We start from the raw sequence: 20,332 nt of genomic DNA, 5'->3' as shown, positions 1-20,332 counted from the left end.
TTAATTTTGTCCTTCGGTGCTTTGCTCGTCGGTCGGAGGTTCCGGTTCAACCGGTTTTTTATCTTTGGGTTCCAGTACGCCAAGCAGGTTACCGATAATAGATTTATAACTGCGGCGCATTTCTTTGAGCGGAATAAAATTCTGGCTGCGTTTCTGGATTTCCTGCTCGGAATACAGAATATCTTTCACTTCATTTTTTTTGATCTTCGATTGGCGGGCGTAAAGTTCACTCTCATCATCGGCCCGAACCACGCGAACCCGCGGTTCTAAAGGCACCGTCACACCGGCATAAAAATGCCACGTCGGATAATCCGATTTGCCGATAGTAAGATCGTTGATCTCAAGCAGATCGCTGGAAATAGTCTTTTCTGAACCTGATAATACTCGGAAATCTGCACCAACGTGCACGGCCATCCAATTAAACGCTTGATATTTTGCACCTAAAGCAAGGTACGCATAATTTTGCCGGCTATAGGCTGCTACCGGAGGTTTTTGTAAATAAAACAATCCATAAACATCCCCTGTCAGAAAAAGATAACGACCGCCTAAAAACAGAGGATATTGCGCACCAAGCGAAAAACGAATGCTAGAGGTGTTTGATTCGACAACCGATGTATCTGCCAATGATTTACCACCGCTGTTTACAGCATCGCGTACATCATCTTCATCGTTATGGGCAATGTATTTACCTGCATCTAGGTGATTCCAATACTGGAGGTTGATATGCGCCATCAATCCGTTATCTTCAATGCCCGGCATGGCAAAATAAGAACCGATTAAACTCAACCCGACATCCGGCGATTCAGTTTGATATACCTGAAATGGCGCATTGGGAAAACCGTTGCCATTAAACTTACGCGTTAACATAAAACCGAGACGATATTGACCGTCTTTCCATACCCACGGTATATAGCGCAGATTTAAATAAAACTCATCCGGCACATCTACTGAATTGAAAAAACCAACGATTTTATTTTTTGGAATATTAGGTGCACGGTTAGGTGTTTGTACAAAATTACCGCTAATAATAACGTCAAAAGACTCTGTGAATCCGAAGTTCAAACCCAGTTGAGCGCCGTAATCTTTAACTTTGGTTGATGAACCGATACCACGATTTGCGGTTCCGATAAACAGTTTATTATTCTGATAGAAATAATATTGAGGAAACTTTAACGTTTTCGCAGAGTAAGTAAACATGGACCCATAACGATCCGTGATCGCCGACGAACTACCGATCTGACTAAACAGCGGTAACGCAGAAAATAGGAAAGTAAAAATGACTGCAAAAACAGAAATCCGTTTCATACAAGCGCTCCGAAACAACATGGAAATTTGAAAGCAAAGTAAAGTAAAATAAGGGGTTTATAAAAGCAAGCGATTTTTAAAAACTGGTTTTCTGAGTTTGTTCAACTTCATATGGAAGCGATTTCCCCAAAACCTACTTTCCGGTTGAAATATCTTATTGAAAGTAAAACACCCGGTATGTATGTTTGCATCATTTTCAAAAAGAAAAAAGCAACATGTCTGTAACAATCAAAGAACTTAATTTTAAGCAACTGGATAAATTTATTTCATTTCAATGGAAAATCTATGCCGATGATCCGAATTGGGTTCCGCCACTTCGAATTGAACGTAAGGAGTTTCTTGACCCAGGGAAAAATCCTGTATTCGGCCATATTGATATCGCCTTTTATATGGCTTTTGATGAAAAAGGTGAGGAAATAGGCCGTATTGCAGCCATTGTAAATAAAAATCATAATACGTTTCACGAGGACAAAGTTGGTTTTTTTGGACTATTTGAATGCATCCATGACCAAAAAACGGCGGCGGCATTGTTTGATCAGGCATTTCAGTTTCTCAAAAAAAAAGGCTGTGATACCATGCGGGGCCCTGTCAATTTATCCACTAATGATGATTGCGGATTATTGGTCGAAGGTTTGAATGAACCTGCACAAATCATGATGACATACAATCCCGAATATTATATTCAGCTTTTTGAGAATTATGGTTTTGTAAAATCCAAAGATTTATTGGCCTACAAAATTGATGTACCGGATACTCCGCCGGAACGACTAAAACGCGGTGCGGAACTGATACAAAAACGTGGTGGGTTTACGATCAGAACGATTAACGTAAAAGATTTTAAGAACGAAGTCAAACGTATCAAAGCTATTTACAATTCGGCATGGGAACGTAATTGGGGTTTTATCCCCATGACGGATGCCGAGTTTGATCATCTTGGCACGCAGATGAAGCAAATATTGGATCCGGATTTTTTATTTATCGCCGAACATAACGGAGTTCCGGTAGGCTTCAGTTTGACCATTCCCAATATCAACGAAGCTTTGATCACGATTCGTGACGGAAAACTTCTTCCATTCGGTTTAATCAAACTTTTATGGCATACGCGTCCCGGTAAATTACAATCCGTTCGCGTTATTACCTTAGGTATTACACCGGAACACCGCAACTCGGGCATGGATACGATTTTTTATTATCGCTCTTTTGAAGCAGCCATCCGAAAAAAAATCAAATGGGCGGAAATGTCCTGGATTCTGGAAGATAATATTCCTATGAATCGCCCGCTCATCAATATGGGGGCGCACGTGTACAAACGCTACCGCATTTACGATAAGAAGATTGCCTGATTTTTGATGTCTTCCACTCTTCACCTTAACACCAAACCTCGCGCTTTAGTTACCGGTGCCACCGGTTTTATCGGAAGCCATTTGGTCGAATCGCTAATACAAAAAAACTATGACGTTTTCTGCATTGTTCGCAAAACCAGCGATCTTTCCTTATTAAAGAACCTGCCTTGTACGCTCATTGACGGCGACATCACAGATCGTAATTCTTTGATTGATGCTGTACGCGATAAAGATATTATTTTTCATTTGGGCGGTCTCACCAAAGCAAAATCCGTAACTGATTATTACCGTGTCAATGCGGACGCTTCACGGCATCTTTACGAAATATGTCTTCAGAATAATCCCGGAATTCGCAAAATAGTCCATGTCAGCAGTTTAGCCGCGGCCGGCCCTTCTACACCCGGCAAACCACGCGTCGAATCAGACTCTGAAAACCCGCTGACGGACTATGGTAAAAGTAAACTGGCAGGTGAAAAAATAGCAGTATCATTCATGAATAAACTCCCGATTACCATTATTCGCCCACCGGCTGTGTATGGTCCAAGGGAAAAAGATATTTTCTTTTATTTTCAACTGATTGATAAACACATCAAGCCTGTACTTGGTTTTCAAACAAAATATCTCACGATTATTCACGCCTTGGATTTAGTAGAAGCTATCGTTCGTGCTGCCGAGTCGCCTCAAAGCACCGGCCACACATATTTCGTTGATGACGGATATGTATATTCATGGCAAGACTTGAGTTCAACGATCCAAAAAGCCTCCGGTACATGGGCCATTCCTTTGACCATCCCGGAGTGGCTGATTAGCGGAATCGCTCACATCGCAGAATTTTTTTCTCGATTTTCTTCAAGCCCTGCTCTTTTGAATCGTCAAAAAATAATCGAACTCAAACAAGTGGCGTGGACCACTAATTCCGAAAAAATAAAAAGGGATTTAAGCTTCTCCCCTAATTACGACCTTTTAAAGGGATGCAAGATGACGGTTGACTGGTATCGTAAAAATGGATGGTTATAACAAGAAATGAAAACCTTTTTAGATAAAATTAACCCGGTGGATTGGGCCTATTTTTTTTATCAGGCTGTAATCATCGTGATGGTTATTGCTTTCCGGGCTAATCTTGATCAGTGGACATCGTATGTTCTGTGGCATTTATTATTCATTTTAGCCGGGGCAACAATCATTCATTTTTTTCATGATACGCCTGTCTTTGCTCTGCGTATGTTTAGGCATTGGTATGTCATCTTGACTTATGCTCATTTTTTTATTGAAACCGGCATGCTCAACCAAATTGTATTTCAAGGGTTTTGGGATAAGTCATTTATTGAGTGGGATATTCGATTGTTTGGCACAGATCCCAATTTATGGCTTTATGATCACTTGAATAATTTTTGGTTCAACGAAATCATTCATTTTTGTTATTTTTCATATTATATCGTTCCGACAGCGCTCGGCGTTATTTTATTTACGCAGCGCGACACCAACTATTTTCGTTTGTTATTGGGTTTTACGGTCACTTTTTATGTCTGTTATTTTATATACATACTCACACCGGTACGCGGCCCTCTGGAGATGCGCGAAGTTCGGTTTTTAGACGGCGGATGGTTTGTACAAATTATGAATTGGATATACGCCAATGCAGAAAAACCCGGAGCTGCATTTCCCAGCTCCCATGTCGCAATCGGTTTACTTACTTTATATTATGCGTTTCGCTACCGGCGAAATCTTTTCTGGATTTTTTTACCGTTTATGACAGGATTGGTTTTTTCTACGGTTTATTGTTTTTATCACTACGTCGTAGATGTCTTTGCCGGTGTTTTTGTCAGTGTTGTTATGTTTTGGTTATGTGAAAAATGGTATGCGCATTCGCTAAAATCCCGTTTCCCTCCGTCAATCTAACTTTTTTCCGCTCTATACATTAAGTGAAACCTTCCGTAGTGAAGTACGTATCCTAATTTAATCCTTTCTCGTCTTACCAAAGGAAACCCTATGCGTATCCTAATTTTACCGATTACCGTGCTATTGATTGCTAGTTGTGCAAACAAGGCCTCTGATAACGAAGGATGGCGAAAGATGCAATCGGGCGTTACCGACGTGCTTCTGGGTATATCCATGCCCTCCCAAACTACGGGGTACATTGTCGGAACAAATGGTCGTATTTTAAAAACAACCAACGGCGGAAATGATTGGTCATCGCAAACCAGCGGTACGGCATCATTTCTGCGGGATGTTTATTTTGTAAATGATTCGCTTGGTGTAGCCGTAGGCGAATCCGGAAAAATATTACGTACGAACGACGGCGGAGAACATTGGAACGTTAAAGTTAGTAATACAACTTCACATTTAGTGCATGTGCATTTTGCAAATACAAAATCCGGTATTGCATCAGGTCAAAATGGTGTGATTTTATATTCCTCTGACGGAGGTGACACTTGGCTATCACGAACCAGCGGAACCGCATCCGAATTGGCCGGATGTTTTGCATTAAGTGATTCCGATTTTGTCTTAGTCGGCTTTGATGGAACAATACGCAGCAGTACGAATGCCGGCCGCAACTGGGTAAGCGAAACAAGTGGAACAACCCAACATCTGCGCGGCATTAGCAAAACCCAAAACGGAGATATGATAGTCGTCGGATACAACGGCGTCCTGCTTCGAAAAGTTTTCGGTTCATCAGAATGGGCGTCCTCCACAAGCCATACGAGCAATAATCTTTTTGGTGTGGATTGCGTTACAACTTCCGGTTCAGTTTTTGTGTCAGGCACATCGATAATACTAGAAAGCTCCGATAACGGTAATGTATGGAATACCCATGATGTTCCAACCTCTGTCGATCTATATGATATTTATGCAGCAAATGACGGAAAAGGTATAGCGGTGGGTCAAAACGGAACTATTCTAATCAAATAAAAAAGCGAAACCGTTTTCACGGTTTCGCTATACCAGAAGAGAGGGCGGTTATTTTTATTCCATACCGCCATGGAAAAAGCGTTTGAATTTCATTGCTTTGTGCCCACGCTTTTCGTGCCAGCGATCGCGTCTTTCGGAACGCATTTGATCCATTTTTTCACGTTGTTCTTTTGTCAAAATATTGCGGCAATCCAACCGTGCATTGATATGATTCATTTTCATTTGCGTTTTTAAGCTTTCTATTTCTTTTACTTTAGCTGCAATCTGTTCTTTTGACGGATTTTCAGCGTCCAAAAGTTCACGCAACTCGATTTGTTTCAGCTCAAGATTTCCGCGCAACGTGATATTTTGTTTTTTTGTTTCGCCTCTGATTTTTCGGATTTTATCTTTTTGATCTTTGGATAAATCTATTTTTTCGGCCGCACCGTCACCCATACCCATAGGTGGAAACTCTGCTTCGAGACCCGTCTCGTCTTCCATAATGACATTCATCATGGGCATATCAAGCATCATCGGTGCATCGGCCATAAAACCTTCTCCATCTTCAAAAAAGAAAATATCAACTTCTTCGCCGGTCCCTAGATCCGGCAACGGTCTTGCCTCTTGTGCATTGATATGTTGGGTTGTAGCTATCGCCCCCATCATCAGCAAACTGAAAATCATCTTTTTCATAAATAAACTCCTTAATTTTGTTTTAAATACACGTATTGGACGGATGCCGTTAAAATTGGTTTAATACCGTACTGTCGTTTAATTGGGATGGTGGTTCGTAAAATTACTTATTGGATTTGTCAGTTTTAATATTGAGTTTATCTATAATGAATTCTGCTAATCAAAATAAATTGTGTCTAGTTACGGGCGCATTGGGTCACTTAGGGCAAGCGCTAAGTGGATGCCTTCTTGAAGAAGGTTATCACGTAGTAGGCGTCGGCGCGGGCGGCGTTTCAAATGAAAATTTTAAAAAAACCGACTTTTTCAAATATGTTTCCGGAAAAGAAACTTGGACATTTTACTCAACTAACTTGACCAGCGAGGAGGAAGTCACTCAATTATTCCAATCCGTATCACAAAATAACAATTCGTTATTGGCTTTAGTCAACCTTGTCGGCGGCATTTATCCGTGGTCTATGTTACATGAAGTTGAAGCCAAAACATGGGACGCAACGATCGATCTTAACCTCAAAACGGCTTTTTTATGTTCGCGGGAAGCTCTCAAAGTAATGATTCCTCAACGTTGTGGTAAAATAATTAACATCGGCGCGCTCGCCGGTATAAGAGGTAATACGATGGCCGGACCTTATGGCGCGGCCAAAGCCGCTCTTATCAATATGACGGAAACTATGGCTGAAGAGAACAAAGGGAATAATATTCAGGTCAACGCCGTCGTACCCGGCATTATAGATACACCGACCAATCGTCAGTCTATGCCGGATGCAGATTTTAGTACGTGGGTAAAACCTCAATCTATAGCCGAAGTGATATCTTTTTTAGTCTCTGAAAAATCTAACGCACTAACAGGGTCTGTTTTGCGTGTAACCGGAAAATTATAAACGCCTATGAAACCTATAACCGATCAACCTGAATATTCTTTTGGTGAAGAATTAGCTCATGCTATCACACATGGTATCGGTGCCATTCTTAGTATCGCCGGTTTGACTTTGCTTGTCGCTTTTTCCGCATTACGCGGCGATGCATGGCATGTCGTATCTTCGGCAATTTTCGGAACAACATTGGTTCTTCTGTATTCAGCTTCGACACTGTATCATAGTTTCCCACAACCCAAAGTAAAACGAATTTTTCGCATCATGGATCACTCGGCGATTTATTTATTGATCGCCGGTACATATACCCCTTTTTTACTCGTGAGTCTTCGTGGCGCTTGGGGATGGACACTGTTTGGTGTTGTATGGGGCGCAGCCATAGCCGGTGTGTGGTTTAAAGTGTTTCACACAGGAAGATTTCCCAAACTTTCGACAACATTATACATCGTCATGGGTTGGGTCGCACTGGTTGCAATAAAACCGATGATGGAAAATATTCCCTTGGGCGGTCTGATACTCATACTGGCCGGAGGGCTTACTTATACCGTGGGCGTAGTATTTTATGTCATGCACCGCATGATTTATCACCATGCGGTTTGGCATTTGTTTGTTTTAGGCGGGAGTATTTTACATTTTTTTGCTGTACTTTTATATGTTATACCCTAAGCTCCCCTGTTTCAATTATAATCTATTCGTACTATGAAAACGCGTTATCTCATCTGTCATGTCGTTGCTTTTTTTTTGTGCTCGCATCTATCGGCACAAATTTTACCTTTGGGAACCGAACAAAATCCGCCCGGCATTGCATGGAAAGAAATTGAAACGAAACACTTCCGCGTTGTTTTTCCTGAAGAAATAACCCAAGATGCACAACGTGTAGCCACAACACTTGAGTATTTATATGAACCGGTTTCCCATTCATTAAAGAAGAAGCCGCATAGAATTACCGTTATTCTTCACAATCAAAATATTATTTCAAACGGATTTGTGACGCTTGCACCTCGACGAAGCGAATGGTACAACACGCCTCCTCAAACCGCTTTTACCGGAACCAATGATTGGTATAATCTTCTTTCGGTTCATGAATTTCGGCATGTCGTTCAATTTGATAAAATGAATCGGGGTCTCATAGCTTTGATGTATGGTTTATTCGGCGAAACAGGAACTTTGGCCGCAAGTTTTTTGAGCGTACCGTCATGGTATTGGGAAGGTGATGCGACAGGAACGGAAACGGCACTAACACAAAGCGGTCGCGGACGCCTTCCTTCGTTTAATATGCCGATGCGAACTATGTTATTACGCGGTCCACAGCAAAATTATTATCAGATGCTTATGGGTTCCTACAAAAACTATTTCGGCGGCGCTTACGAAATGGGCTATTATATGACTTCGTACGTCAAGCGTCACCACGGATCCGATATGTGGTCTGATATTCTTCGCCGCAATTCCAATTTTCCGTTTTTTTATACTTTTTCCTGGGCTATGAAAGCCAAAACAGGGAACGGTGCGCCGAATACATTTGAAAACATGTCACAAGAACTCAAAGATTTGTGGTCAACTCAGGAACCTTCTTACAAATCAGACCTGACAACGATCGAAGTTCGCCACGACAATGGATTTATGAATCCGTTCCCAAACAATCCAAAAGCTTTGACGGACGGCTCTCTAGTTTTTTTTGATTACAATCTCGGTGAAGCCCCCGGTATAAAAATAAAAACGACGGATGGAACAATTTCTCATATCACGCGATCAACATGGTCTGGTAATTTCAGCGCATCACAAAACAAAGTTATTTGGGTTGACCCTGATTGGGATCTGCGATGGGGACTTAAAAATGGCAGTCGTGTTGTCGCCTGGGACGCCACTACTCGAAAAACTCAAACTCTTTTAACTAACACACGACTCACCTATGTTGCGATGTCAGCGGACGGTCAAAAATTTGCCGCTGTGGAACACAGCCGCAGTAATCAGTCTTCAATGATATTGTTTGATACACAAACCGGTAGCATTATAAAAAAACTTTCCAATCCTAATAACGATATGATTATTAACCCGTCCTGGTCTTCCGATAACAAGCATATAGTTTATGTACGTCAAACCTTGCACGATGGGAAAGGCGTTACTCTTATGGATGTCGAAAATAGCACCACAACCGATGTGCTGCCCCCTCAACATACGATGAACTATACTAATCCTGTCATTTGGAACGACTGGATACTTTTGAATGCTCACTTTGACGGTGTCGATAATATTTTTGCCATACATAAAAACGATCGCACATGGAAACAAATCACGCACAGCTCGTTAGGCGCTTTCAATCCGTTTGTTTCCGGCGGTAATAAATTATTATTCGATGAATATAATGTAGACGGCTACATTGCTTGTTCTTTACTTTTGGATACCAATCGCTGGACAAGCATAGATATCCTGTCCCGTAAAAATGACGGTTATTATGAACCCTTGCTCAAACAAGAACTTGGACCCATCCGTTTTGATAGCATAACACCGGGTACCTTCGCCGTTAAAAGCTACAACTCCCTATCCGATCTGATCAACATACATTCATGGTCGCCTACACTGAATCCCAGACAATATGGCTTGTCCGTATTTTCCCAAAACATCATGTCCACGACGCGTTTATCGGCATCCTACAATTATGATCGCAATGAAAAAACATCCGGCGGTGAAGTGGGCGCGTCGTACGGTGGTTTTTATCCGATTGCGGATATTACCGCTAGACTCGGTTCGCGTTCATCTACATATACCGTTACTACTATCAAAGACGGTAAAAAAACTGAAAAACTGAAGTGGTACGGATGGAATGAAAAAAGCTTAAGCGCAGCATTGCGATTACCACTCAATTTTTCGAGCCAAGGATGGCAACGTTATTTTTCAGCATCAACCGGTTTTTCATATACAAAAATTTCCGACCAAAAAATCTCTTTCGCATTTGATCAAAACAATGGCGTTATGCGAAGTATCTTTTTTTCGGGCTTCTATTATAACGCAACACAACCGGCAGCTTATGTCTATCCACAGTGGGGTCAGCGCATTTGGATAACGTATAGCAAATCACCTTTTAAAGATCATTATAACGGGAGTCAATTTTTTGCCCAAGGTGATCTGTTTTTCCCGGGTTTACTAAAACGCCACAGTGGATGGATGCAAGGTCAATTTGAAAGACAGAAAACCGGAGCCAACTACAGATACGCAAGCTGGATGATTTTTCCGCGCAGTTATTCGTACATTTACCACGATGCTATTAAGAAATTGGGGGCGACTTATACTGTTCCGCTTATGTATCCCGATACGGATTTTTTAGCCATGTTTTATATCAAACGGATTTATGCTGATGTTTTTGGTGACTACGGAATCGGGCAAGATTATTCCGGACCCAACGTCAAAACCAAATATCGGTCTGCCGGAGCGGGAGGATATGCCAATATGCATTTTTTTACCTTACCCGTCGAGTTTAGCGTCGGTTATCGCTATGCATATGCCTTTGATAAAAAGAACACCGACGACAACAAACATGCTCAGCCTCAAATTGTAATTACGCTCACGGGACAATTTTAGTTTTATTAACAGGAATACATTATCGATCATTTCGTTCTAATCTAAGAATCATTTAAAGAGGATTTATGAGTTATATAGTTTGGCTTCATTTAATTTTGGCTGTGAATTCTAACACAAATGATTTGGTTTGGCATAAATTTGATCAAGGTCTTGCTTTAGCGGCTAAAGAAAACAAAGCTATATTGATTGATGTTTATACGGATTGGTGCGGATGGTGTAAAAAAATGGATCAGGATACCTATTCCGATCCGCGTGTTGTAAAATACCTACGCGAAAATTTTGTGCTGATACGAATGAACCCTGAAACGGACGGACCGGTGAGCTACGAAGGAGAACAATATCCGGCGGCGGCTTTTGCGCAAAGTATGCAGGTAACGGGCTACCCGGCTACAGCATTTTTCGAATCCAACGGGAAAATGATCACGATGGTACCGGGATATATTCAATCCGATGATTTTTTGAATATTTTAAAATATATGGCCGAAAAAAAATATTACACTGTCAGTTACGAAGATTTTTTGAAAGCCAAATGATGCTTAATCCAGTTTATTTTTTTTAGTTTGAAATAATCCGACAAGAAAAATATAGCTTCCTGCTATAAAAAAGCATCCTCCGGTTGAATACATTATATAGATCGTATGGGGAGGACGTATATGTGAAAGGTGTTCAACCACATTTGCCGGATTATAATAAACAACAAACGTCGAATCTTCTCTCACGGAAGCTACTTCATTTCTTGCTACGTTAAACCGGTTAGATTTGCTCCCAAATCCGGGAACTTCCATATCGGTCGTATCAGTTACCGAAAAACCGTTTACCGTATATGTATAAATAATTTCCGGTCTGAAAGCCCTTTTCCCTACAACTTGCGCAGAAATAACACGCGCAGGCGTCGGCAACCACGCCCGATACGCCTGATAGTTATCCAATTCCTTTTGCGCAAAAAACATAACACTTGTTGCCAACAGGAGAACGACGGTCATACTGCCAAGCCATATTTTTCTATTTTTTAATTCCAACTTACGGCCGGTAATAAAATACAGAAGAGCTGATAACATCAGACAAAACGATACTGTTATTAGTAAATTCATCGTCCACCTAACAAAAACTGCCGCAATTTATGTGCAACTGCGGCAGTTTTAACATATTTAATGTGTTGTTTATTTACCCTGAAAATTGGCTTTTCGTTTTTCCAAAAACGCCTTGGTTCCTTCCTTCATATCATCGCTGCTGAATACAAGTCCGAATAAATTGGCCTCAAAATTAAGACCTTCAGCCAATGTCATTTCCATTCCGCTTTGAACGGCTTCGAGCGTGAGTTTCACGGCTACCGGTGCTTTTGAAGCGATCGTTTGCAGGATTTTTTCGCACGTCGGTATCAGTTCTTCTTTTTTGACTATACGATTTGCCAAGCCCATCCGGAATGCATCTTCAGCTGAAATCATATCGCCTGTACAAAGAATTTCGATCGCACGCCCTTTGCCGACAAGGCGCGGTAAACGTTGCGTACCGCCATTACCGGCGATAAGACCGAGATTCACTTCCGGCTGCCCAAACTTTGCATTTTCGGAAGCGATGCGCATGTGGCATGCCATCGCAAACTCACATCCGCCGCCTAGCGCAAAACCGTTGATCGCGGCTATAACCGGTTTGTGCATCCGTTCGATGTAACAAAGAACCACTTCGCTTCGGAGGGCAAATTCTTTGGCCGTTACCGGTGTTTGTACGGCAAGTTCAGAAATATCCGCGCCGGCAACAAACGCTTTTTCTCCGCTACCCGTAACGATGACGCCGCTTACGGAGGCATCCTCATTAGCTTTTTTCATCGCATCCATGATTTCCATGAATGTTTCCGTATTCAATGCATTTAGTTTATCCGGCCTGTTAATTGTCAGATAAGCAATCTTGTTTTTTACTTCGAATAAAATGTTTTTGTAAGACATGGCTCAACTCCGAGTGAATTTATGGTAATGCTAATTGAATAATTTTTTCTACTAATTCCTCAAATTCCATCCCCCCCGCTTTCGCCGCTTTGGGTACAAGGCTCGTGGCGGTCATTCCGGGCAAAGTGTTTATTTCTAAACAAAAAAGTTCACTGGATTGATTCATTCTAAAATCTACCCGTGCATAACCTTTGCATCCGACGGATCGGAATGCTTTTATTGCAAATTCTTGCGCCTTTTTTGAAATAACCGGATCTATTTCCGCCGGGCAAAAATACTGGGTAAGACCTTTTGTGTATTTGTGTTTATAATCATACACACCACCCTCGGGCTTGATCTCTACGACTGGCAATGTCTGATCACCAAGAACTGCGACCGTCAATTCTCTACCGTCAATAAAACTTTCAAATAAAACATCGCCAATGGCCGCAGCTTTCCGAAAAGCTTCCTGCAATGATTCACCGGGATTTACGATACTGAGGCCTACCGAAGATCCGTCGTCATTGGGTTTGACTACTATTTTACCGGAAACTTTTGATCGTACAATTTCATCTATTTGATTTTGATCGGTATTTCGCGGCAAAAATACATATGCAGCCGAAGGCACCCTTTCCGTTTCAGCAATACGCTTGGTGAGCGTTTTATTCATGGCTATCGCGCTTGCCGCTGAACCGGAGCCGGTATATGTCAAACCATAAACATCCATCATGGCCTGCAAGGCGCCATTTTCTCCGATACCGCCATGGAGCGCATTAAAAACGACATCAACTTTTTTTTCGCTGATAAAATTTAATGCTTCGACAATCGTATGTGGATTTTTACTTCCCGGTAAATCGCGCAATTCCTCTTCGGTCGGCGGCAATTCTCCTACGGCTTTAATTTCGTACTCCTTTATACACCCGCCAAATGCCGGATCTACCGTTAGTACGTCATGACTCATTTTATGAAGTGCGGAAATCACCGCAAGACCGGAATTCAGCGAAACATTACGTTCGCTGGAATTACCTCCATATAATACCGCAATTTTCATCGTTTTGAGTCGTTAAAAAAAATAGTTCTCATCGCTTGGATGAGAACTATTGAATGGCATATCATATTTTTTATTTAAACAAAAGCTTGAAACACAGTACGTACCACGTCAGCGATCACCGTCGGTATCACGCCAAGCAATACAAGCCCGGCGCTGCTTAGTGCGAGCGCTGTGCGTGTGGACTTGGAAAGATAAATATCTTCAAGCGGGTTTTCCGCATCCGTAAAATACATTTTGACCATAACACCGAGATAATAATATACCGAAATCGTAGAAGTGATAACAGCGACGATCGTCAGGGCCACATAACCTGCATCCACAGCTGCCGAGAACACTCTTAACTTTCCTATAAATCCGCCGGTAAGAGGGAATCCGGCCATAGATAACATTGCAATAGACATCGCAACGCTTAACAGGGGATAGCGAAATCCAAACCCGGCAAAATCATCTACCTTAAGGTTTCGACCTTCACGCGTTTCAAAAACGTGAATGATTGTAAACGCACATATATTCATCAGCGAATAAACCATGACGTAGTAGAGTATCGAATCCATCGCTAGGTTAGGATTACTATCCATTAACTTCGGTCCGGCGAGTATAGCCATGATGATATATCCGGCATGTGAAATACTCGAAAATGCAAGCATACGTTTGATATCGCGTTGTACCAATGCCATCAGGTTTCCGCCGATCATGCTGATCACACAGATCCAAAAAAGCACTTCAGACCATTCGATCGCTAACGTATTGAAGGTGTCAATGAATACACGCGCAAAAGCTGCAAATGCGGCTACTTTGGGACCACTCGCGATGAATGCTGTTACCGGAGCGGGCGAACCTTGATATACATCGGGCGACCACATGTGAAATGGAACTAACGCAACCTTAAAACCGAAACCAATAATTAATAGCGAAGTGCCCGCCAACGCCAGAGGATCGCCGAGCAAATTATTCATTGAAAGATAGTTAGCTATTCGTGCAAGGTCAAAACTCCCCGTTGCTCCGTAGGTCAATGCAATACCATAAAGAAAAAAACCGGATGCAAAAGCGCCAAGTAAAAAATACTTCATACCGGCTTCCAGCGAACGAATTTTAGACCGGTTAATACTGATAAGGATATATAAACCTATGGACATGATCTCAAGCCCGAGGAAAATCACCATCAGGTTCATACTTGCCACCATGATCAGCATGCCCGTCGTTGACATCAGCAACACCGAAAAGAATTCGCCTACTTTATGTTCACTCACGTCGTCGTATGTCACGAGGCAAACTAGCGCAGCGCTCGCGAGTATGACGATACTGAAAGCATGCGTGTAATAGTTTAGCGTTATCATACCGCTAAACGCTACCATTTTAGTATCCCACATCGTCATCACATCAAGAAATGCGATCACACATGTCGCAAACGCGACATAACCCGCCCATTTTCTCAGATGGGGTGTAAAAACACCCATCAATAATGTTACGCATGCGCCGATGGTCAGGATCACCTGCGGCATGATCGCTGTTATATTCGTATCCGGAATGACTATTTCCACAAATCCTCCGTAAGGTTTTTATATTTTATGCGCCGCGCAAAACGAGTATTTCGTTTTCACTGCGTTTGATGTTATAAGCTTTACAATTCGGGTTTTGAATCATGACACGCGACAGCGGTCTGGATATCATGTCTTCCAATTGACGATTTATTCCGCGCGCGCCTTCCCGTTTGCTGTCGATGTCTCGCACGCACAGCGCCGCAACATCTTGTTCGATATGGATGCGAATATCACGGTCGGCAAAACGTTTGACTATTCCATCCAACTTCTGCTGCGCGATTTGTATAAGCGCTTCATCATCCAATGGCCTAAACACTATAATTTCGTCAATTCGATTCAAAAATTCAGGTGAAAAATGCTTTCGCATGGATTCTGTGATACCTTGCGAAATTTGCTTGTGAACATCTTCTGTTCCACCCGAAAAACCAAGTTTCTCTTTTCCATAAATATGTTCGGCACCGAGATTGGATGTCATAATCATCGTCGTATGAGAAAACGAAATCACATTTCCTTTACCATCCGTCATACGACCGTCATCAAAAACCTGCAAAAACGCTTCATAAATTTTTGGGTGCGCTTTTTCGATTTCGTCCAAAAGTATTACCGCCGAAGGATCTTCGCGCACAGCTTTAGTTAACCGCCCTTCGTCTTCATACCCTACAAAACCGGGTGCCGTTCCGATCAGTTTGGATAAGGCATACTGATCATTATACTCCGACATATCAATGCGAACAAGTCTTTTATCGCTGCCTTCTAACGCTTCGGCCAATGCTTTAGCCAATTCGGTTTTTCCTACGCCGGTCGGGCCTACAAAAAGAAAAACACCGTCCGGTCGTTCCGGATTTACATCAAGACCGCTTTTGGTCATGCGTACGACTTCAGCGACTTTTTGGATCGCTTCCTCTTGCCCTATCACCCGCATGCGCAAACGATCTTCGAGCGACAGCATGCCCATCATGGCGTCAATTTGAATATTACTTTCGGGAATGCGTGTTACTTGAGAAACCGCTTGTACGATGTGCTCTTCGGTAACTTCTTTTATTTCACCTTCGGCGCCCGAACGCGACAGACTTGCTTTGATCGAAGCGCGCTCAAGTAAGTCACAGGCCTTATCCGGAAAGTAACGGTTTTTGATATATTTTTCGGCCATATCGTACGTCGTACGGAGCATACGATCACTGACTTGCACATGATAAAACGGTTCGATTTTTCCGCGCAAAGATCCGAGTATATTCATCGTCTCATCACGCATAGGTTCAAATACCGTAATACGTGTAAAACGACGATCAAAAGCTCCGCTTTTAGCTATGTTTTTCTGATATTCTTCGTCCGTCGTCGCACCGATCAATTTGAATTCCGGTTGCGTCATCAGCGGTTTGAACATTTCATCCAACCCACCTGTTTCATGCGAACTATAGGAACCGGCACCCATCAATGTGTGCAGCTCATCGATAAAAATAATTACTTTGTTCTGCCGGCAATATTGAGCCAGTTGCATAAATTTCTGCTCAAGCGTTCCGACATATCGTGTACCCGCCACAACAGCAAAAACTTCCAGTTCGAGCAAACGGTAATCTTGCAAAATATCGGGAACTTTTTTTTGCGCCAGTAAGTGAGCAAGACCATTCACCAAAACCGTTTTACCGACGCCCGGTGCGCCTACGATCAACGGATTAGCTTTATTCCGACGGCACAAAACTTCGATCAGTTCCATCAACTCATGCGTGCGGCCAAAAATGTTTTCGATCTTCCCTTCTTTGGCCAATTGCGTCAGATCGCGTAAAAAATTCGGAAGCGCCGGCGCCACTGTTTCACCCAAAACGCCCGTACCGGTGGTAACCGGTGTTTCGGTTACATTTTCCGGGATAGCCGTCGGCGTATAATTGGGATCCATCTCTGTCAGAAGTTCATCAAACCATTTATACGTTGGATCAAACTGTTTGCCTTCGTTCAATGTTTTTCGGGCCAGATCATCCTTACCTAACTTGTGATAAGCCAAGGCGAGGTAATAATAGCCGTACGAATTCTTATTTTCGATGGCAAATGATTTTTTAAGAACCTCTATGGCTTCCTGGTAGCGTTGCAAATCACAAAACACACGTCCCAATTCGCGCATGACTCGTGCATTTTTAGGCTCAAGTTCGACAAAGCGTTCAAACGCTTTTACGGCTTCATCCAATCGCCCCGTATTCATCAAACTATATCCATAATAATCGTAAACAAACGAATCGGTGATTTTATTAGGATACGTTTTTTCGACGAGTTCGATGAGTTGTTTATCGTCTTTCAGATCATAGTAGAGAATTTCAAAAATATGATGCATCGCCCAATTATAGTACGACACATCCGTGCGCTGGTACTCTTTCATTACCTCAATAGCTTTTTGAGGGTTATTGAGCTTGCGATACATTTCTTTGGTTTCATACGCCGCATTACTGTCTTTATTATTAATCTTAAGAATGCGTTCAAAATATTTCAGCGCTTCTGCCCAATTGCTTTTTTCTTTATACAGTTTTCCGAGATTACGCAACGTGTCTAAATTGGATTCTTCCGATGCGAGGCTGCGTTTGTACATTTCAAGCGCTTGTTCGGGTTTATTTTGCTTTTGATAAACCTCCGCAAGACGGTTTAATGCGGAAACATTGGAAGGCTGCGATGAAACGACTTGCTGAAACGCGGTTTCCGCTTTTTCGTAATTCATCTTTCCGAGATACAGATTGCCCATCGCGAAGTGGATTATCCGTACTTCCGGATGTTGTTTGCGAAGCTCTTCGTAGGTTGACTCCACCATAACAAGATCTATCGCATCATCAATCAATTGATCAAAGTTTTTGATATACGCACCGCTGAGAGCCATCGCCATAAGATAAGAGCGAGCGCTGAGCGTAGATTGATTTTGTTTGTCATATACTTCGGCGATCCGCGCATGATGGCGTGACTCCATAGGATCCAACCGAACAGCTTCTTGGGCATGTTTGAATGCCGCCTCAAGCATACCGATCTGCTGACATGTTTCCGACAGGGCGTGATGATTCCACGCATCTTGCGGATTGATTTGTACGGCACGTTCGCAGCACGCAAGCGCTAGTGCATCCTTATGCGTCGCATGCAGTTCCATACCGATCATACGCAGTGCTTTATCATCCAAAAAATTGCGGTGTATAAGATGATGAATAAGAAGCCCGACTTCTTCAAAACGTTCTTTTTCGATGCCGGTGCGAATTTCTTTGACACACAGCCCGTGATCTTCCGGTACGATAAAACTTTTCAAATCCACACTAAACAAGTAACGACAATGCGGGCATGCGGCCGGTTGCGTATCCGCCGTCAATTCTTTACCGCAATTGGGGCACAATGTGGTTAGTGAAGATTGCATTGGAAATTAATACTGAGTTTCTAGTTGTTCAAAGTTCTATACAAAAAAGGTTCGCAGCATGCGCGAACCTTTTCATAATTGGTCGAAATCACTGCTTCATGCGCTATCGTCAGTTGTTTATCATTCGCACAAAGCCGCATGCAAAAGATATTAGTACGGTATCGGCTGATTGGTCATCATCGGGCCGCTATTCTTTTTGGTTTTGGCCTGCTCGACAGCCGTTTTCTGATTATTCAGATACTTGTGCATGGTTGCTTCCGTTTTTTCTGTCAGAATTTTTGGATAGAATCCCAACAGGAAAATCAGAATAAGAAACGGTGTGACAAGTGCATATTCACGTACTGAAAGATCGGGAAGTTTTTTATTTTCCTCATGAACGATCTCACCAAAGCAGACGCGTTGGTACATCCAAAGAAGATAAACAGCACCCAAAATCACGCCCAACATAGCCAGCGTCGCATAGAGACGGGCATGACCTATGGACGAAATAAATGTTCCGATCAAAACAAGGAATTCACCGATAAACCCGTTAGTTCCGGGAAGACCCAACGATGAAAAACAAACAATCATAAAAATAACTGAAAAGGCCGGCATGACTTTCCACAAACCGCCAAATTTCGCAATTTCGCGTGTGTGACGGCGATCGTATAACATACCGATCATGAGAAAGAGCGCGCTGGTTGATATACCGTGCCCGATCATAATCATCATTGCACCCTGCCAACCTTGAATCGTAAACGCAAAAATACCGAGCATAACAAAACCAAGGTGGCTTACGGATGAATACGCAACCAATTTTTTGGCGTCGGTTTGTACCATAGCGACAAGTGCGCCATAAATAATACCGATGATCGCTACCACCATAATCACGGGCGTAAAATCGTTGGCGACTTCAGGAAAAAATGGAATGCAGAAACGCATAAAACCGTAGGGCCCCATCTTTAACAAGATCGCAGCCAGATCCACCGAACCTGCCGTCGGCGCTTCGACGTGGGCCAAGGGCAACCATGTATGAAAAGGAAACATCGGAACTTTAACTGCGAAGGCGAGTGCAAACGCAAGGAATAGCCAATATTGAGTCTCGTATGGTAACTGTAGTTTTGCAAAATCATCAACGGCAAACGAGTGCATGGAGAGCACGGTTCCATTATCCACTACCGCACCGGTTTGGAAATACATATAAATAATCGCGACGAGCATGAACAAGCTGCCGGCCATAGTATATATGAAGAACGTCACAGCGGCTTTGATACGATGATCGTGCCCCCAAATACCGATGATGAGATACATCGGCACCAGCATGGCTTCCCAGAACACGTAAAACAAAAGCATATCCCGCGCACAAAAAACACCCACCATCCCGGCATCCAGCAAGAGCAACGAAATCATGAAACCTTTAACGTGAAAGTGAATGCTTTTCCATGAAGCAACCACAGCCAAAGGCATCATAAAAGTCGTCAGCATGATCAAAAGCATCGAAAGACCGTCCACGCCCAAAGTATAGTAGGCACCCCAATCAACAATCCATTTTGCTTTATACGTAAACTGCATTTCCGGATTGCTGAAGTCGTAATTCATGTAGATCGGTATGGACAAAACAAACACGAGCGCAGAAAACGCAAACGTTGTTGCTTTGATCAAGTTCTCGTTGCGTCGGTCTATGAAAGAAATAACGACGACACCGACCAACGGCATAAAAATCAGAAGCGAAAGCGCAAGCGAATTATAATTTTCCATGGAAAAGCCTCTATCAAATCAACGAACTTT

General features: G+C 42.6%; 16 protein-coding genes. 8 read left to right on the top strand and 8 right to left on the bottom strand.

From position 1 onward, the window contains the following. Positions 1-1,305: a hypothetical protein gene (locus HUU58_04410; GenBank protein ID NUN44904.1), complete on the bottom strand. Its 1,305-nt coding sequence runs from the start codon at positions 1,303-1,305 to the stop codon at positions 1-3. A 215-nt stretch (positions 1,306-1,520) separates the two neighbouring features. On the opposite strand from HUU58_04410, the gene HUU58_04405 reads away from it, so the two are divergent. The 4 genes from HUU58_04405 (at position 1,521) to HUU58_04390 (ending at position 5,558) form a co-directional block, all read left to right on the top strand. Further along, entirely contained in the window at positions 1,521-2,648 is a 1,128-nt protein-coding gene (locus tag HUU58_04405) for an N-acetyltransferase (protein NUN44903.1), read from the top strand. Positions 2,649-2,654: 6 nt separating this feature from the next. Continuing rightward, complete coding sequence (locus tag HUU58_04400) at positions 2,655-3,665, top strand: NAD-dependent epimerase/dehydratase family protein (GenBank protein NUN44902.1); 1,011 nt, start codon at positions 2,655-2,657, stop codon at positions 3,663-3,665. Between the two features lie 6 nt (positions 3,666-3,671). Then, entirely contained in the window at positions 3,672-4,547 is an 876-nt protein-coding gene (locus tag HUU58_04395) for a phosphatase PAP2 family protein (protein NUN44901.1), read from the top strand. A 90-nt stretch (positions 4,548-4,637) separates the two neighbouring features. After that, on the top strand, positions 4,638-5,558 hold the full coding sequence (locus tag HUU58_04390; GenBank protein NUN44900.1) for a hypothetical protein: 921 nt from the start codon (positions 4,638-4,640) through the stop codon (positions 5,556-5,558). Positions 5,559-5,612: 54 nt separating this feature from the next. On the opposite strand, the gene HUU58_04385 is transcribed toward HUU58_04390, so the two are convergent. Then, positions 5,613-6,230: a Spy/CpxP family protein refolding chaperone gene (locus HUU58_04385; GenBank protein NUN44899.1), complete on the bottom strand. Its 618-nt coding sequence runs from the start codon at positions 6,228-6,230 to the stop codon at positions 5,613-5,615. 146 nt (positions 6,231-6,376) lie between these two features. Between HUU58_04385 and HUU58_04380 the strand changes: the two genes are divergently transcribed. The 4 genes from HUU58_04380 to HUU58_04365 all read left to right on the top strand — a co-directional run bounded on the left by HUU58_04380 (position 6,377) and on the right by HUU58_04365 (position 11,208). Then, positions 6,377-7,108 (top strand): SDR family NAD(P)-dependent oxidoreductase, encoded by a 732-nt coding sequence (locus HUU58_04380; GenBank protein NUN44898.1) that lies wholly within the window; start codon positions 6,377-6,379, stop codon positions 7,106-7,108. A 6-nt stretch (positions 7,109-7,114) separates the two neighbouring features. Beyond that, a complete protein-coding gene (locus HUU58_04375) occupies positions 7,115-7,765 on the top strand; it encodes a hemolysin III family protein (protein ID NUN44897.1) in 651 nt (216 codons plus the stop codon). 33 nt (positions 7,766-7,798) lie between these two features. Further along, complete coding sequence (locus HUU58_04370) at positions 7,799-10,675, top strand: hypothetical protein (GenBank protein NUN44896.1); 2,877 nt, start codon at positions 7,799-7,801, stop codon at positions 10,673-10,675. A 65-nt stretch (positions 10,676-10,740) separates the two neighbouring features. Next, positions 10,741-11,208: a thioredoxin family protein gene (locus tag HUU58_04365; protein NUN44895.1), complete on the top strand. Its 468-nt coding sequence runs from the start codon at positions 10,741-10,743 to the stop codon at positions 11,206-11,208. A gap of 3 nt (positions 11,209-11,211) precedes the next feature. Here the strand turns inward: HUU58_04365 and HUU58_04360 are convergent, their stop codons facing one another. From HUU58_04360 to HUU58_04335, 6 genes are all read right to left on the bottom strand, one after another. Then, complete coding sequence (locus tag HUU58_04360; protein NUN44894.1) at positions 11,212-11,766, bottom strand: DUF3592 domain-containing protein; 555 nt, start codon at positions 11,764-11,766, stop codon at positions 11,212-11,214. A 69-nt stretch (positions 11,767-11,835) separates the two neighbouring features. Further along, positions 11,836-12,618, bottom strand: a complete 783-nt coding sequence (locus HUU58_04355; GenBank protein NUN44893.1) for an enoyl-CoA hydratase/isomerase family protein — start codon at positions 12,616-12,618, stop codon at positions 11,836-11,838. A gap of 19 nt (positions 12,619-12,637) precedes the next feature. Then, on the bottom strand, positions 12,638-13,648 hold the full coding sequence (locus tag HUU58_04350; protein ID NUN44892.1) for a D-alanine--D-alanine ligase: 1,011 nt from the start codon (positions 13,646-13,648) through the stop codon (positions 12,638-12,640). 74 nt (positions 13,649-13,722) lie between these two features. Further along, a complete protein-coding gene (locus HUU58_04345) occupies positions 13,723-15,189 on the bottom strand; it encodes an NADH-quinone oxidoreductase subunit N (protein NUN44891.1) in 1,467 nt (488 codons plus the stop codon). 25 nt (positions 15,190-15,214) lie between these two features. Further along, positions 15,215-18,565, bottom strand: a complete 3,351-nt coding sequence (locus HUU58_04340; GenBank protein NUN44890.1) for an AAA family ATPase — start codon at positions 18,563-18,565, stop codon at positions 15,215-15,217. A 150-nt stretch (positions 18,566-18,715) separates the two neighbouring features. After that, complete coding sequence (locus tag HUU58_04335) at positions 18,716-20,302, bottom strand: NADH-quinone oxidoreductase subunit M (protein NUN44889.1); 1,587 nt, start codon at positions 20,300-20,302, stop codon at positions 18,716-18,718. Positions 20,303-20,332 lie beyond the last annotated feature (30 nt).

It is taken from the genome of bacterium (genome assembly GCA_013360215.1).
Classification (GTDB): domain Bacteria; phylum CLD3; class CLD3; order SB21; family SB21; genus JABWCP01.
This window is presented reverse-complemented; position numbering and strand designations above follow the sequence as displayed.

Excerpts from the sequence above, each read along its gene's own strand:
- HUU58_04410 (NUN44904.1), bottom strand. The coding sequence starts at position 1,305 with ATGAAACGGATTTCTGTTTTTGCAGTCATTTTTACTTTCCTATTTTCT.
- HUU58_04405 (NUN44903.1), top strand. The coding sequence starts at position 1,521 with ATGTCTGTAACAATCAAAGAACTTAATTTTAAGCAACTGGATAAATTT.
- HUU58_04400 (NUN44902.1), top strand. The coding sequence starts at position 2,655 with ATGTCTTCCACTCTTCACCTTAACACCAAACCTCGCGCTTTAGTTACC.
- HUU58_04395 (NUN44901.1), top strand. The coding sequence starts at position 3,672 with ATGAAAACCTTTTTAGATAAAATTAACCCGGTGGATTGGGCCTATTTT.
- HUU58_04390 (NUN44900.1), top strand. The coding sequence starts at position 4,638 with ATGCGTATCCTAATTTTACCGATTACCGTGCTATTGATTGCTAGTTGT.
- HUU58_04385 (NUN44899.1), bottom strand. The coding sequence starts at position 6,230 with ATGAAAAAGATGATTTTCAGTTTGCTGATGATGGGGGCGATAGCTACA.
- HUU58_04380 (NUN44898.1), top strand. The coding sequence starts at position 6,377 with ATGAATTCTGCTAATCAAAATAAATTGTGTCTAGTTACGGGCGCATTG.
- HUU58_04375 (NUN44897.1), top strand. The coding sequence starts at position 7,115 with ATGAAACCTATAACCGATCAACCTGAATATTCTTTTGGTGAAGAATTA.
- HUU58_04370 (NUN44896.1), top strand. The coding sequence starts at position 7,799 with ATGAAAACGCGTTATCTCATCTGTCATGTCGTTGCTTTTTTTTTGTGC.
- HUU58_04365 (NUN44895.1), top strand. The coding sequence starts at position 10,741 with ATGAGTTATATAGTTTGGCTTCATTTAATTTTGGCTGTGAATTCTAAC.
- HUU58_04360 (NUN44894.1), bottom strand. The coding sequence starts at position 11,766 with ATGAATTTACTAATAACAGTATCGTTTTGTCTGATGTTATCAGCTCTT.
- HUU58_04355 (NUN44893.1), bottom strand. The coding sequence starts at position 12,618 with ATGTCTTACAAAAACATTTTATTCGAAGTAAAAAACAAGATTGCTTAT.
- HUU58_04350 (NUN44892.1), bottom strand. The coding sequence starts at position 13,648 with ATGAAAATTGCGGTATTATATGGAGGTAATTCCAGCGAACGTAATGTT.
- HUU58_04340 (NUN44890.1), bottom strand. The coding sequence starts at position 18,565 with ATGCAATCTTCACTAACCACATTGTGCCCCAATTGCGGTAAAGAATTG.
- HUU58_04335 (NUN44889.1), bottom strand. The coding sequence starts at position 20,302 with ATGGAAAATTATAATTCGCTTGCGCTTTCGCTTCTGATTTTTATGCCG.